The organism is Serratia sp. ME47 (assembly GCF_903970925.1).
Taxonomy (GTDB): Bacteria; Pseudomonadota; Gammaproteobacteria; order Enterobacterales; family Enterobacteriaceae; genus Serratia; species Serratia ureilytica.
On record NZ_CAJCKE010000027.1, the window covers coordinates 19,052 to 32,582 of the forward strand.

At 60.2% G+C, this 13,531-nt stretch carries 13 protein-coding genes; 8 read left to right on the plus strand and 5 right to left on the minus strand.

Annotation, left to right across the window (positions count from 1 at the left end; genetic code table 11):
• Positions 1–2 precede the first annotated feature (2 nt).
• Entirely contained in the window at positions 3–2,033 is a 2,031-nt protein-coding gene (locus tag H7A77_RS21035) for an FUSC family protein (protein WP_033642928.1), read from the plus strand.
• Here the strand turns inward: H7A77_RS21035 and sodC are convergent, their stop codons facing one another.
• Complete coding sequence (gene sodC / locus H7A77_RS21040) at positions 2,034–2,555, minus strand: superoxide dismutase family protein (protein WP_033642927.1); 522 nt, start codon at positions 2,553–2,555, stop codon at positions 2,034–2,036.
• Positions 2,556–2,796: 241 nt separating this feature from the next.
• Here sodC and H7A77_RS21045 point away from each other — a divergent pair, with 241 nt between their 5' ends.
• Positions 2,797–4,641 carry a polyurethanase gene (locus tag H7A77_RS21045; RefSeq protein ID WP_033652595.1) on the plus strand — a complete coding sequence of 615 codons (1,845 nt, stop codon included), beginning with the start codon at positions 2,797–2,799 and terminating at the stop codon, positions 4,639–4,641.
• A 60-nt stretch (positions 4,642–4,701) separates the two neighbouring features.
• On the opposite strand, the gene H7A77_RS21050 is transcribed toward H7A77_RS21045, so the two are convergent.
• From H7A77_RS21050 to H7A77_RS21060, 3 genes are all read right to left on the minus strand, one after another.
• On the minus strand, positions 4,702–5,598 hold the full coding sequence (locus H7A77_RS21050; RefSeq protein ID WP_033652596.1) for an aldo/keto reductase family oxidoreductase: 897 nt from the start codon (positions 5,596–5,598) through the stop codon (positions 4,702–4,704).
• Between the two features lie 100 nt (positions 5,599–5,698).
• Positions 5,699–5,938 carry a DUF1289 domain-containing protein gene (locus H7A77_RS21055; RefSeq protein ID WP_019455980.1) on the minus strand — a complete coding sequence of 80 codons (240 nt, stop codon included), beginning with the start codon at positions 5,936–5,938 and terminating at the stop codon, positions 5,699–5,701.
• Between the two features lie 21 nt (positions 5,939–5,959).
• A complete protein-coding gene (locus H7A77_RS21060) occupies positions 5,960–6,889 on the minus strand; it encodes a LysR substrate-binding domain-containing protein (protein WP_220457354.1) in 930 nt (309 codons plus the stop codon).
• 138 nt (positions 6,890–7,027) lie between these two features.
• Between H7A77_RS21060 and H7A77_RS21065 the strand changes: the two genes are divergently transcribed.
• The 6 genes from H7A77_RS21065 (at position 7,028) to rnt (ending at position 12,859) form a co-directional block, all read left to right on the plus strand.
• Entirely contained in the window at positions 7,028–7,669 is a 642-nt protein-coding gene (locus tag H7A77_RS21065; RefSeq protein ID WP_046686966.1) for an NAD(P)-dependent oxidoreductase, read from the plus strand.
• Positions 7,670–7,805: 136 nt separating this feature from the next.
• Complete coding sequence (gene eptA, locus H7A77_RS21070; protein ID WP_182074602.1) at positions 7,806–9,443, plus strand: phosphoethanolamine transferase EptA; 1,638 nt, start codon at positions 7,806–7,808, stop codon at positions 9,441–9,443.
• Between the two features lie 102 nt (positions 9,444–9,545).
• On the plus strand, positions 9,546–10,166 hold the full coding sequence (locus H7A77_RS21075; RefSeq protein WP_033642921.1) for a TetR/AcrR family transcriptional regulator: 621 nt from the start codon (positions 9,546–9,548) through the stop codon (positions 10,164–10,166).
• Between the two features lie 87 nt (positions 10,167–10,253).
• Positions 10,254–11,357 carry an alkene reductase gene (locus H7A77_RS21080; RefSeq protein WP_182074603.1) on the plus strand — a complete coding sequence of 368 codons (1,104 nt, stop codon included), beginning with the start codon at positions 10,254–10,256 and terminating at the stop codon, positions 11,355–11,357.
• Between the two features lie 333 nt (positions 11,358–11,690).
• Positions 11,691–12,098: a lactoylglutathione lyase gene (gene gloA / locus H7A77_RS21085; RefSeq protein WP_072627687.1), complete on the plus strand. Its 408-nt coding sequence runs from the start codon at positions 11,691–11,693 to the stop codon at positions 12,096–12,098.
• A gap of 77 nt (positions 12,099–12,175) precedes the next feature.
• The gene (gene rnt / locus H7A77_RS21090) at positions 12,176–12,859 is read left to right on the plus strand and encodes a ribonuclease T (RefSeq protein ID WP_016927925.1); all 684 of its coding nucleotides are present in this window, start codon (positions 12,176–12,178) and stop codon (positions 12,857–12,859) included.
• A 68-nt stretch (positions 12,860–12,927) separates the two neighbouring features.
• Here rnt and H7A77_RS21095 read toward each other — a convergent pair whose 3' ends face one another.
• Positions 12,928–13,275, minus strand: a complete 348-nt coding sequence (locus H7A77_RS21095) for a Grx4 family monothiol glutaredoxin (RefSeq protein ID WP_004931329.1) — start codon at positions 13,273–13,275, stop codon at positions 12,928–12,930.
• Positions 13,276–13,531 lie beyond the last annotated feature (256 nt).

Consider the following 13,531-nt stretch of genomic DNA (forward strand, 5'->3'; position numbering starts at 1 on the left):
GTGTGAACCTGCCCTTTCTGGAGTGGAGCCGTACCCCCTGGGGTAAAGCGACCGGCGGCCAATGGCGCTATGCGCTGCGCAACTCGCTGGCGATGTGTCTGGCGCTGTGGGTGGCGTTCGTGCTCGAGCTCGACGAACCTTATTGGGCGCTCACCTCCGCCGCGGTGGTCAGCTTCCCCACCATCGGCGGCGTGATCAGCAAAAGCATCGGCCGCATCTTCGGCAGCCTGGTGGGCGCCGCCGCCTCGGTGGCGATCGCCGGCCACTGCCTGAACGATCCCTGGCTGTTCACGCTGTTCATCGCCGCCTGGATCGGGCTATGCACCTATATCTCCAACCATTATCAAAACAACGTTTCCTACGCGTTCGCGCTGGCGGGCTATACCGCCGCCATCATCGCCTTCGGTACGGTCAACGTCACCGATACCCAGCAGATCTTCGATATCGCCCAGGCGCGGGTTTGCGAAGTGATCACCGGCATTCTGTGCGGCGGGCTGATGATGATGATCCTGCCCAGCACCTCCGACGGCGAAGCCTTGCTGACTTCGCTGCGGCGCATGCAGCAGCGGCTGCTGGAGCACGCCGCCATGCTATGGCAGCCGGAGGTCACCGCGCAGATGCGCACCTCGCACGAAGGGGTTATCGGCCAGATCCTGACCATGAACCTGCTGCGCATTCAGGCGTTTTGGAGCCACTACCGCCTGCGGCGGCAAAATAACCTGCTCAACTATCTGCTGCACCAGCAGCTGCGCATTACCAGCGTCATTTCCAGCCTGCGCCGCATGCTGCTGAACTGGCCGGATCGCCCCGCCAATCTGATGCCGGTGCTGACGCAACTGCTGGATGAATTGCGCGATCCCGCCACCGATAAATATCGCTTGGCGCGCCTGCTCCAGCAGATCGCCCCGCAAGATGCAGCGGACTACCGCCATCGCGCCTTCTGGCTGCGTTTGCGTGATTTCTGCTGGCTTTATCTGCGCTGCAACCGCTGGCTGCAGCGATTGGAAAGCGCCACGGCGGTCAGCGATCTCCAGCCGCCGCGCGTCACCTCGCTGGCGCGCCATACCGACAGCTACGAAGCCGCCTATAACGGCCTGCGCACCTTTTTATGCATCGTGATCGGCTGCGCCTACTGGATCAACACGCAGTGGGACGCCGGCAGCGCGGCGCTGACGCTCACCGCCATCAGCTGCGTGCTCTACTCCTCCACGCCTTCGCCGATCAACAGCGTCAGCACCTTGCTCAAGGCGGTGCTGCTGCTCTCGGTCGCCTGCTTCGTGGTGAAATTCGGTTTGATGATCCAGATTGACGATTTCTGGGTGTTCTGCGCCTTCCTGTTCCCGATCCTGGTGACCATGCAGATGCTCAAGCTGCAGAATCCGCCTTATGCCGCGCTTTGGGGGCAGTTGATCGTCTTTATGGGCTCATTTCTGACCGTCAGCAATCCGCCGAGCTATGACTACCAGTCCTTTATCAATGACAACATCGGTAAAATTGTCGGTGTGCTGCTGGCCGGGCTGGCGTTTCAGATCCTGCGCCCCAGCTCGGACAAGCGAAAGAGCCGCCGTATTATCCGCGCGCTGCGCCGCGACTTTATCGATCAGTTGAGCAAAAAGCCGCAGCAGAGCGAAAGCCAGTTTGAATCGCTGATCTACCATCGCATCAGCCAGCTCAATCAAAGTCAGGATCAGGAGGCGCGCACCTGGTTGCTGCGCTGGGGCGTGGTGCTGCTCAACTGCAGCCATATCGTCTGGCAGCTGCGCGACTGGCAAACCCGCTCAGATCCGCTGTCGGCGGTGCGCAACGTCTGTATCCACTGCCTGCGCGGCATCATGACGGAGAAAGGCGTACAGCACAGTTCGCTGGACGCCACGCTGCAAGAACTGCTGCGCATGAGCAACGCCCTGGCGCACCACCCGGAACAGGCGGCGCGCGATCTGGCCGGCCTGATTTGGCGGCTCTACTGCTCGCTGCAGCAACTGCAACAGGCCATTGGCCAGCCCGCCGCCACTGCGGCCGTCAGCGGCGGATGATCACTTGATCACGCCGCAGGCGAAGCGCTCACCGCCGCCGCCGAGCGGCAGCGGATGATCCGAGTGATTATCGCCGCCGGCGTGCACCATCAGCGCCTTGCCCTCAATTTCACTGATTTTTTTCAGCCGCGGCGCCAACACCGGGTCGTTCGCCATGCCGTCGGCGGTCACATAGATGGCCGGCAAATCGCCCAGATGCCCGTCGGCATACGGCCCGAGGTGTTTCCCGGTTTTTTGCGGATCAAAATGCCCGCCGGCCGCCAGCGCCGCCACCGCCTTACCGTCCTTCATGCCCGGCTCGCAGCTGCCTTTCTCATGCACATGGAAACCGTGCACCCCGGCCGGCAAGGCTTTCAGGCTCGGCGTGAACAGTAAGCCGTAAGGCGTTTCGCTGATGGCCACTTTGCCGATATCCTGACCGATGCCCTGCCCGGTCACCAGGTTCATCTCAACGTCGACCGTCGCCGCCTGAGCGGCCCCGCAGGCCATCAGGCCAAGCGCCGCATACCAATAACGTTTCATCAATCAGTCTCCTTAATGACTCTATCGAGTTATCAGTATAGGAGAGCCAGCGCCAGCACTGTTAACCAACGCACAATCTCGCCAATTTGATTCGCGGGCCTAATATTTAGCACCAATAATAATTCTACCGATGTTGGTCCTCTGACCAGCTGTCGTTCGGCTAACGTTGTTTCCCTGTTTCCACCGCCGACGCGCGAGAGTTCACTTCCCGGCCAGGCGGCATACTTCATAAGGAACTGATATGGGCATCTTTAGCTATAAGGACCTGGACGAAAACGCGTCAAAGGCGCTGTTTTCCGACGCCTTGGCCATCTCTACCTACGCTTACCACAATATCGATAACGGCTTCGATGAAGGCTATCACCAGACCGGTTTCGGCCTCGGTCTGCCGCTGACGCTGATCACGGCGCTCATCGGCAGCACCCAGTCGCAGGGCGGCCTGCCCGGTCTTCCCTGGAACCCCGACTCCGAACAGGCCGCGCAGGACGCGGTGAACAATGCCGGCTGGTCAGTGATCGACGCCGCGCAGTTGGGTTACGCCGGCAAAACCGATGCGCGCGGCACCTACTACGGTGAAACCGCCGGTTACACCACCGCTCAGGCCGAGGTGCTGGGCAAATATGACAGCGAAGGCAATCTCACCGCCATTGGCATCTCATTTCGCGGTACCAGCGGCCCGCGCGAGTCGCTGATCGGCGATACCATCGGCGATGTGATTAACGATCTGTTGGCCGGGTTCGGGCCGAAAGGCTATGCCGACGGCTATACGCTGAAGGCCTTCGGCAATTTGCTGGGGGACGTGGCGAAATTCGCGCAGGCCCACGGGCTGAGCGGCGAAGACGTGGTGATCAGCGGCCACAGCCTCGGCGGGCTGGCGGTCAACAGCATGGCGGCGCAGAGCGACGCCAACTGGGGCGGCTTCTACGCGCAGTCCAACTATGTCGCCTTCGCCTCGCCGACCCAGTACGAAGCCGGCGGCAAGGTGATCAACATCGGCTATGAGAACGATCCGGTGTTTCGCGCGCTCGACGGCACCTCGCTGACCCTGCCGTCATTGGGCGTTCACGATGCGCCGCATACCTCCGCCACCAACAATATCGTCAACTTCAACGACCACTACGCGTCGGACGCCTGGAATCTGTTGCCGTTCTCCATTCTCAACATTCCGACATGGCTATCCCACCTGCCGTTCTTCTATCAGGATGGCCTGATGCGGGTGCTGAACTCCGAGTTTTATTCGCTGACCGACAAAGACTCGACCATTATCGTCTCCAACTTGTCGAACGTCACGCGCGGCAGTACCTGGGTGGAAGATCTGAACCGCAACGCGGAAACGCACAGCGGGCCGACGTTTATCATCGGCAGCGACGGCAATGATTTGATCAAGGGCGGCAAAGGCAACGACTATCTCGAGGGCCGCGACGGTGACGATATCTTCCGCGACGCCGGCGGCTATAACCTGATCGCCGGCGGCAAAGGCCACAATATCTTCGATACCCAGCAGGCGTTGAAAAACACCGAGGTCGCCTACGACGGCAATACGCTTTACCTGCGCGACGCCAAAGGCGGCATTACGCTGGCGGACGACATCAGCACCCTGCGCAGCAAAGAAACCTCCTGGCTGATTTTCAGCAAAGAGGTGGATCATCAGGTGACCGCCGCCGGATTGAAATCGGATTCGGGCCTCAAAGCCTATGCGGCCGCCACTACCGGCGGCGACGGCGATGACGTCCTGCAGGCTCGCAGCCACGACGCCTGGCTGTTCGGCAATGCCGGCAACGATACGCTGATCGGCCATGCCGGCGGCAACCTGACCTTCGTCGGCGGCAGCGGCGATGACATCCTGAAGGGGGTCGGCAACGGCAATACCTTCCTGTTCAGCGGCGATTTCGGCCGCGACCAGCTGTATGGCTTCAACGCCACCGACAAACTGGTATTTATCGGCACCGAGGGCGCCAGCGGGAATATCCGCGACTATGCCACGCAGCAAAACGACGATCTGGTGCTGGCCTTCGGCCACAGCCAGGTCACGCTGATCGGCGTCTCGCTCGATCATTTCAACCCCGATCAGGTGGTGTTGGCCTAAAGACCGACGTAAAAAAAGCCGGGCGCTTTCGCCGCCCGGCTTTCCTCTTTCTACCCCGTCTCAGGGCACGTCATACCCCAACGCCGCCTTGCGAATGCGGAACCACTGCTGGCGGTTCAGCGCCAGTTTCTGCGCCTTCAATGCCGAACGCACCCGCTCGATCTTGCCGGAGCCGATAATCGGCAGCGGCGAAGACGGCAGGCGCATCACCCAGGCGTAAACCACCTGTTCAATGGTCTCGGCGCCGATCTCTTGCGCCACCCGCTGCAGCTCGTCGCGCAGCGGCTGGAACTCGGCGTCGTTGAACAAGCGGCCGCCACCCAGGCAGGACCAGGCCATCGGTTTGATGCGCAGCTGCTGGCACTGGTCGAGCGTGCCGTCCAGGATCGCCGGTTGGTGAATCGGCGAGATTTCCACCTGATTGGTGACCAGCGAGAACGGCAGACGCGACTGCAGCAGTTGGAACTGCGCGGGCGTAAAGTTAGAGACGCCGAAATGGCGCACCTTGCCGCTTTTGTGCAGCGCAACAAAGGCTTCGGCCACGTCGTCAGCGTCCATCAACGGATCCGGGCGGTGGATCAGCAACAGGTCGAGATAGTCGGTATGCAGATGGCGCAGCGAGTGTTCCGCGCTCTGTACGATATGATCGCGGTCGGTGATGTAGTGGCCGATCGGGTTGCCGGGCTTGGCGGTGGTGGCGATGCCGCACTTGCTCACCAGCTCCAGCGACTGCCGCAGCGCGGGCTTCAGGCGCAGCGCGTCGCCGAATGCCTGCTCGCAGGCATAACCACCATAGATATCTGCGTGATCGACGGTGGTGACGCCCAGTTCGACATGCTGTTCGATAAACGTCAGCAGCTGCTGCGGCGACATGCCCCACTCCATCAACCGCCAGTAACCGCAAATCATGCGGGAAAATTCAGGCCCCTGCGGCGCGAGACGAATGCGTTCTACCATTGCGAAAACCTCATGACATTAGTTGTCAGCCAGCATACACAAGCCGGTGAGGCGCAGGGAAGCGCAAAGGCGCATGAACGTGCGGCAGATCAGGAAAGGGTCAAAACAGCGAAGGTTGTTCCGGCAGCGGCTCGTCGGGGGCTTTGTTGGCGCGCTGCAGGCGCAGGAAACGTTGGCGACACAGACGCAGCACTTCGCGCTTTTGCGCGTCGCTCATGCTCATCCAGCCGAACCGCTCCTCGCGGCTGCGCAGGCAGCCACGGCAGAAACCGCGATCGTCGGCCTGGCAAATGCCGCGACACGGGCTGGGGATGTCGAAAAATTCAAGCTGCTGTGCCACGGGCCCTCCTGCATTCTCCTGCTAATTGAAGACGTCATCGCCGCCGCTGGCAAGTCCCTTTTCGCCATTGCGGAGAAAATAGTCGCGCAAATAGCGCAGCGCCTGGCGGCTTTTCTCCGGCATAGTGCGTTCCAGCGTCAGCGCGTGCAGCCGGAGCGGCGCCGGCCGCCACTCCGGTAACAGCAGCAACAGCTCGCCGCGCTGCAGTTCGTCGCCAATCTCATACAGCGGCTGAACGGAAATGCCCAGACCGGCGCGGGTAAAGGCGCGCATCACGTTCATGCTCTCGCTGACGATCTGCCCCTCCGCCAGCCGCAGCTTGACCTGCTGGCCGGATTGATGCAGCAAATCCAGATGGGCCCCACTGTAGCCGCTGGAAATCCAGCGGTGCTGCACCAAATCCTGCGGCTTTTCCGGCACCCCATGCTGGCTGAGGTAACGCGGCGCCGCGCACAGCACCATCGGCCACGCCGTCAGCGGGTGAGCAATCATATTGGCGTCCGCCAGTTGACGATTAGCGCGCAGCGCAATGTCGACCCGCTGTTCTATCATGTCGACGATGCGATCGTCCGCCAGCACCCGCAGCGTCAGCTTGGGATGCGCCTGCAACAGCGGCGCCAGCGCCTCCGCCAACGAGCGGCCGCCGATGCCGACCGGAGTGGCGATGCGCAGCTCGCCCACCAGCGTGTCCCGCAGTTCCGCCAGCCGCTGCTCCGCCTGCTGCGCCTGTTGCAACATCGCCTCGCAGCCGGGATAAAACGCCGCCCCCGCCTCGGTCAACGCCAGACGGCGGGTGGAGCGGTGCAACAGCGGCACCCCGAGCGCCTTCTCCAGCGAGCGCATATGCTGACTGACCGCCGACGGCGTCATGCCCAGCCGCCGCGCCGCACCGGCCAACGATCCCTCCGCCACCACGGTGGCGAACACCGCCATTCGATTGAGTTTATCCACGATTATGAAGTTTTACTTAATCAAGAAAGCATGAATATGGCACTAATCACGGCTATTGTTAAGGACTAGAGTAGATCCCACGCAGCAGGCACATCGGCCTGCCTTACGATACTGACCCATCCCTGAAGGAGCATACAGATGAAAGTAGCCATTATTGGAGCAACCGGTTTTGTTGGCCGCCGTGTGGTGGATGAAGCGCTGGCTCGCGGCATTCAGGTAACGGCGATCGCCCGTCAGAAAAAAGATTTGCCGGACCACGCCAATCTGACCGTCGCGCTGGGCGACGTCGCCGATACCGCCTGGCTGGCGGGGCAATTGCACGGTCAGGATGCGGTGATCAGCGCCTACAACCCCGGCTGGGGCGAAGACAACCTGTATGAGAAGACTACGCGCGGCGCCCAGCAGATCCTTACCGCGGTCGAGCAGGCAGGCGTCAAGCGCCTGTTGGTGGTGGGCGGCGCAGGCAGCCTGGAAGTGGCGCCGGGCGTTGAACTGGTGGATACACCGCAATTCCCGGAAAATATCCGCCCCGGCGCGCAGGCGGTGCGCGATCTGCGCAATAAACTGCGCAACGAATCAGCGCTCGACTGGACCTATCTCTCTCCGGCCGCCCTGCTGGAACCGGGCAAACGCACCGGCCAGTTCCGCCTCGGCACCACGCAGCTGCTGATGAACGGCGACGCGCCGGCCAGCATTTCGGTGGAAGATCTGGCGGTGGCTATCGTCGATGAGATTGAAAAACCTCAGTTTATTCGCGCCCAATTCACCGCCGCCTACTAATTCCCCTCACCGCCAGGCCACCGGCCTGGCGTTTTCCCGCGTTCGCCGCCGCCAGTATTCTGAATTTCTAAGGTTTTCTTAAGTTTCATCAGGTAGATTTCAAGGCATTATCTACTCTCAGGATCCAGATTTGGCAATGTGGTTACGTCAACGCTTACAGTGCAACAGCCTCGGTTTTATCCTCGCCACCGCCCTGTTCTTCACTCTGTTCCAAAACGCGTTATTCCTGCATCGCGCCTGGTCGTATATCACCTTCGATAGCGTCCACAGCGTGATATTCGCCGCCAGCATGCCGGTGGTGATCTTCTGTGCGCTGAATATTATCTTCAGCGTGTTGACCGTGCCCTACCTGCGCAAACCGCTGATCGTCTTTTTCTTGCTCGGCAGCGCCGCAGCCAACTATTTCATGTACAGCTATGGCGTGGTGATCGACGGCAACATGATGCAAAACGCCTTTGAAACCAACACCCACGAAGCGACAGCGTTGCTGACGCCGCGCATGGGGCTGTGGCTGGCGCTGCTCGGCGTCCTGCCGGCGGCGGCGGTTTGCTTCACCCATATTCGCCAGACCCGCCCCTGGTGGTACATGGTTGGGCTGCGCGCCGCCAACGTCATGCTGTCATTGGTGGTGATCCTGATCATCGCCGCGCTGTTCTACAAAGACTACGCTTCGCTGATCCGCAACAATAAAAGCGTGGTGAAGATGTTAACGCCTTCCAACTTCGTCGCCGGCACCATCAAGTTTACCGAGCAGCGCTACTTCACGCGCAATCTGCCGCTGGTGAAGATCGGTGAAGACGCGCGCAAAGGGCCGCTGATCGCCGGACAGGCCAAGAAAACGCTGGTGATCCTGGTGGTGGGCGAAACCGCCCGCGCCGAAAACTTCTCTCTCGGGGGCTACGATCGCGAGACCAACCCGCGCCTCAAGCAGGACAACGTGGTCTATTTCAAGAACGCCAGCTCTTGCGGCACCGAAACGGCGATCTCCGTCCCCTGCATGTTCTCCAACATGCCGCGCAAAGCGTACGACGCAACTCAGGCGACGCACCAGGAAGGCATGCTCGACGTGCTGGCGCATGCCGGCGTCAACGTGCTGTGGCGTGATAACGACGGCGGCTGCAAAGGCGCCTGCGATCGGGTGCCGCACATCGACATGACCAAACTGAAACTGCCGCAGGACTGTGACGGCGAAGTTTGCATGGACAATGTGCTGTTGTACAAACTGAACGACTACATCAATAGCCTGAAAGACGACGGCGTGATCGTGTTGCACCAGATGGGCAGCCACGGCCCGGCTTATTACCGCCGCAGCACGCCGCAGTTCCAGACGTTTTCGCCGACCTGCAACAGCAATCAGATCCAGGATTGCAGCCATGAACAGCTGGTGAACACCTACGACAACTCGATCCTGTATACCGACGCGATGCTCGATGCCACCATCAAGCTGCTGCAGCAGTATGACGACCGGTTCAATACCGCGCTGGTCTACCTGTCCGATCACGGCGAATCGCTGGGAGAAAACGGCATGTATCTGCACGGCACGCCTTATGTCTTCGCGCCGAGCCAGCAAACTCACGTGCCATTCCTGATGTGGATGTCGGCCGACTATCAGCGCAATTTCGGCATCGATCGCCAGTGCCTGAGCGCGCTGGCGGAAAAGGACGACGTGTCGCAGGACAATCTGTTCCACACCCTGCTGGGCATGCTGAATGTGCAGACGCGTGAATATCAATCCCAGTGGGATATTCTGCAACGCTGCCGCAACGCGGCGTAAGCGCTTAACTTACGCGTGCCGCTGAGGCACAATGCCTGAGACCAACCGGCGTTTTGTGCGCCGGTTTTTTTATTCCCATTGACCTAGACCAATCGGTCTATTATGCTCGGCGCCATGATGACCAAATCAACGCATTGCAACGTGGATACACGTGAACATCTGCTCGCCACCGGCGAAACCCTCAGCCTGCGCCTGGGCTTTACCGGCATGGGGCTGAGCGAACTGCTGGCCACGGCGGGCGTGCCGAAAGGATCGTTCTACCACTATTTCCGCTCGAAGGAAGCCTTCGGCGAAGCGATGCTGCAACGCTATTTCGCGCACTATGATGCGCAAATGCAAAAGCTGTTTGCCGACGAGCACACCGATGCCCGCCACCAGCTCTTGGGGTATTACGCCCAGGCCATCAGTTACCACTGCCGCAGCGAATGTCATAACGCCTGTCTGGCGGTGAAACTCTCCGCCGAGGTGAGCGACCTGTCGGAGCCGATGCGCCATGCGCTGGAAACTGGGACCGCCCGGGTGATCGGCCACCTGCAGGCGGCCATTGAGCGCGGCATCGCCGAGGGATCGCTGTCGGTAGCCATGAGCCCGGCGGCAACCGCAGAGACGCTGTATGCCCTGTGGCTCGGCGCCTCGCTGCGCGCCAAGATCCGGCGATCGTTGGCCCCGTTGACCAGCGCGCTGGAAAGCATCGAGTTGCTGCTGCGCCCGCCGCAGCCGTAACACCACCGTCTTTTTTCGTGAAAATGCAGTTCGTTTTTTTTTATCGCCCATAACTAGACGACCGGTCTATTAAATACAGGATGCACTATGAAGACTGAAAAATTGCTCTCTCCGCTGAAAGTTGGCGCAGTCACCCTGCCCAACCGCGTGTTTATGGCTCCGCTGACGCGTCTGCGCAGCATCGAACCGGGCGACATTCCCACGCCGCTGATGGCGGAGTATTATGCGCAGCGCGCCGGCGCCGGTCTGATCGTAACCGAAGCGACGCAGATTTCCTTCCAGGCGAAAGGCTACGCCGGTGCGCCGGGCCTGCATACCCCGGAGCAGATCGCCGCGTGGAAACACATCACGCAGGCGGTACACGACAAAAACGGCCACATCGCCGTACAGCTGTGGCACGTAGGCCGCATCTCCCACACCAGCCTCCAGCCGGGCGGACAAGCGCCGGTCGCCCCTTCGGCGATCAACGCGGACACCCGCACCACCGTGCGTGACGAAACCGGTGCCTGGGTGCGCGTACCGACCTCTACGCCGCGCGCGCTGGAAACCAGCGAGATCCCGGGCATCGTCAACGATTTCCGCCAGGCGACCGCCAACGCGCGTGAAGCCGGCTTCGACTTTATCGAGCTGCATGCGGCTCACGGCTATCTGCTGCACCAGTTCATGTCTCCGGCGTCTAACCAACGTACCGATCAATACGGCGGCAGCATCGAGAATCGCACCCGCCTGACGCTGGAAGTGGTCGACGCCGCCATCGCAGAATGGAGCTCCGAGCACATCGGCATCCGCATCTCGCCGCTGGGGCCGTTCAACGGCCTGGACAACGGTGAAGATCAGGAAGAAGCGGCGCTGTACCTGGTGGAAGAGCTGAACAAACGCAACATCGCCTATCTGCACATCTCCGAACCGGACTGGGCCGGCGGCAAACCGTATTCCGACGCCTTCCGTGACTCGGTGCGCGCCCACTTTAAAGGGGTGATCGTCGGCGCCGGCGCCTACACCGCTGAAAAAGCCGAAGCGTTGATCGAAAAAGGCTTCATCGACGCGGTGGCCTTTGGCCGTAGCTACATCGCCAATCCGGATTTGGTCGAGCGTTTCCGTCAACACGCCCCGCTCAACGAACCTAAGCCGGAAACCTTCTACGGCGGTGGCGCCGAAGGTTATACCGACTATCCGTTTCTGACGAAGTAACCCGTCCTGACCCTAAACGGCCACGCAACCGCCTGGCCGTTTTTTTATGCACGCAAAAAGGCCCGCACAAGGCGGGCCGACGTTCCCTGGTGTTGTTATCTGCTACAGGTCAATTTCTACACGGTTACGCGCGGAATTGATAATTGATTGTGCAGATCAATTACTTCGTATCGATCGGTACACTCGATCAATATTTAAACACCCATGGCGAGGGGGCAAAAAGTGACATCGTCACCAACTCGTCACGTTGAATTCCCTTGCGGGACAAGGCTATACTCGCTTGTGCTTCAATCCACCCGCCGTCTGCCACGGCACAGTCAATTCAGAGGAATTATGCGCTTACTCCATACCATGATCCGCGTCGGTGATCTGCAACGCTCCATCGACTTCTACACCAAGGTATTAGGCATGCGCCTGCTGCGCACCAGCGAAAACCCGGAGTACAAATACTCGCTGGCTTTTGTCGGCTATACGGAAGAGAGCGAAGGCGCGGTTATCGAACTGACCTATAACTGGGGCACCGACAGCTACGACATGGGCACCGCCTTCGGCCACCTGGCGCTGGGCGTGGACGACGTCGCCGCCACCTGCAACAACATCCGTCGCGCCGGCGGCAACGTCACCCGTGAGGCCGGCCCGGTGAAAGGCGGCACCACGGTGATCGCGTTCGTCGAAGATCCGGACGGTTATAAAATCGAGCTGATCGAAAACAAACACGCCGGCCAAGGCCTCGGCCACTAAGCCTCTCTCGGGGTGCGCCTGCGCCCCGCTGATTCTCCGCGCGATAGCGCCTGCAACCGGGCGCAAAATTTGCCATAATGCGCGCTGCATTCGATGAAGATAAGAAACTGATGGCCGAAAAAAGTGATCTTAACGCCCTGAGTGGTCGTTTTCGTGGGTTTTATCCCGTAGTAATAGATGTTGAAACCGCCGGCTTCAACGCCAATACCGATGCGCTGCTGGAAATCGCCGCCGTGACGCTGAAAATGGATGAAGACGGCTGGCTGCAGCGCGACGAAACCCTGCACTTCCACGTGGAGCCTTTCGAGGGTGCCAACCTGCAACCGGAAGCGCTGGCGTTTAACGGCATCGATCCGCACAACCCGCTGCGCGGTGCGGTCAGCGAATACGACGCGCTGCACGCCATTTTCAAAGCGGTGCGCAAAGGGCTCAAGGATCGCGGTTGCAACCGGGCCATTATCGTCGCGCACAACGCCAACTTCGATCACAGCTTCCTGATGGCCGCGGCCGAACGCGCCGGTTTGAAGCGTAATCCGTTCCATCCGTTCGCCACCTTCGACACCGCTGCGCTGAGCGGCCTGGTGCTGGGGCAAACGGTGCTGGCCAAAGCCTGCATCGCCGCCGGCATGCCGTTCGACAGCAGCCAGGCGCACTCCGCGCTGTACGACACCGAACAAACCGCCCTGCTGTTTTGTGAGCTGGTTAACCGCTGGAAGCGTCTCGGCGGCTGGCCGCTGCCCGCCGGCGATCTCGCCGAATAAGCCCAATAAAAAAGGCGGCCCAGTTTGCACTGGCGCCGCCCGTTACGCGATAACCGCAAGTCTGTCGATTAAGACTGCTGGTCTTCCTGCGCTTTATACTTTTCTGCCGTTTCTTTGATCAGCTGCTGCAATTCGCCGCGCTGATACATTTCGATGATGATATCGCAACCGCCGACCAGTTCACCGTCTACCCACAGCTGCGGGAAAGTCGGCCAGTTGGCGTATTTTGGCAACTCGGCGCGGATGTCCGGGTTTTGCAGAATATCCACATAGGCGAAACGCTCGCCGCAGGCGGACAGCGCTTGCACAGCCTGCGCAGAGAAGCCGCAGCTCGGCAGCTTTGGCGAACCCTTCATGTACAGCAGAATCGGGTTTTCAGCGATCTGGTGCTGAATTTTTTCAAGTGTCGTCGTCATTTATTGCTTCCTCAAGCCACATTTCATGGCTACAACATGTATCACGCGGGCTATTGTAGCGGCTGGAACAGTCGCAAGAAAACGCCATCTTTTGCAAGGATATTCGCCCGCCGCCGATCGCGTTTCACCGGCCACGTCATTCCGGTCAAAACATACGTTGAGAATAACATTTTTAATCCGACCATTTCACTAATATATTGCGCCGCGATGACGGCGCGGCTTAATTATATCCATCGCCGCCGCCTGGCGCTTTTTT

Coding starts and splice junctions, on each gene's coding strand:
- eptA (WP_182074602.1), top strand. CDS start 7,806: ATGTGGTTACGTCAACGCTTACAGTGCAACAGCCTCGGTTTTATCCTC.
- H7A77_RS21045 (WP_033652595.1), top strand. CDS start 2,797: ATGGGCATCTTTAGCTATAAGGACCTGGACGAAAACGCGTCAAAGGCG.
- sodC (WP_033642927.1), bottom strand. CDS start 2,555: ATGAAACGTTATTGGTATGCGGCGCTTGGCCTGATGGCCTGCGGGGCC.
- H7A77_RS21075 (WP_033642921.1), top strand. CDS start 9,546: ATGCTCGGCGCCATGATGACCAAATCAACGCATTGCAACGTGGATACA.
- rnt (WP_016927925.1), top strand. CDS start 12,176: ATGCGCGCTGCATTCGATGAAGATAAGAAACTGATGGCCGAAAAAAGT.
- gloA (WP_072627687.1), top strand. CDS start 11,691: ATGCGCTTACTCCATACCATGATCCGCGTCGGTGATCTGCAACGCTCC.
- H7A77_RS21080 (WP_182074603.1), top strand. CDS start 10,254: ATGAAGACTGAAAAATTGCTCTCTCCGCTGAAAGTTGGCGCAGTCACC.
- H7A77_RS21065 (WP_046686966.1), top strand. CDS start 7,028: ATGAAAGTAGCCATTATTGGAGCAACCGGTTTTGTTGGCCGCCGTGTG.
- H7A77_RS21095 (WP_004931329.1), bottom strand. CDS start 13,275: ATGACGACGACACTTGAAAAAATTCAGCACCAGATCGCTGAAAACCCG.
- H7A77_RS21050 (WP_033652596.1), bottom strand. CDS start 5,598: ATGGTAGAACGCATTCGTCTCGCGCCGCAGGGGCCTGAATTTTCCCGC.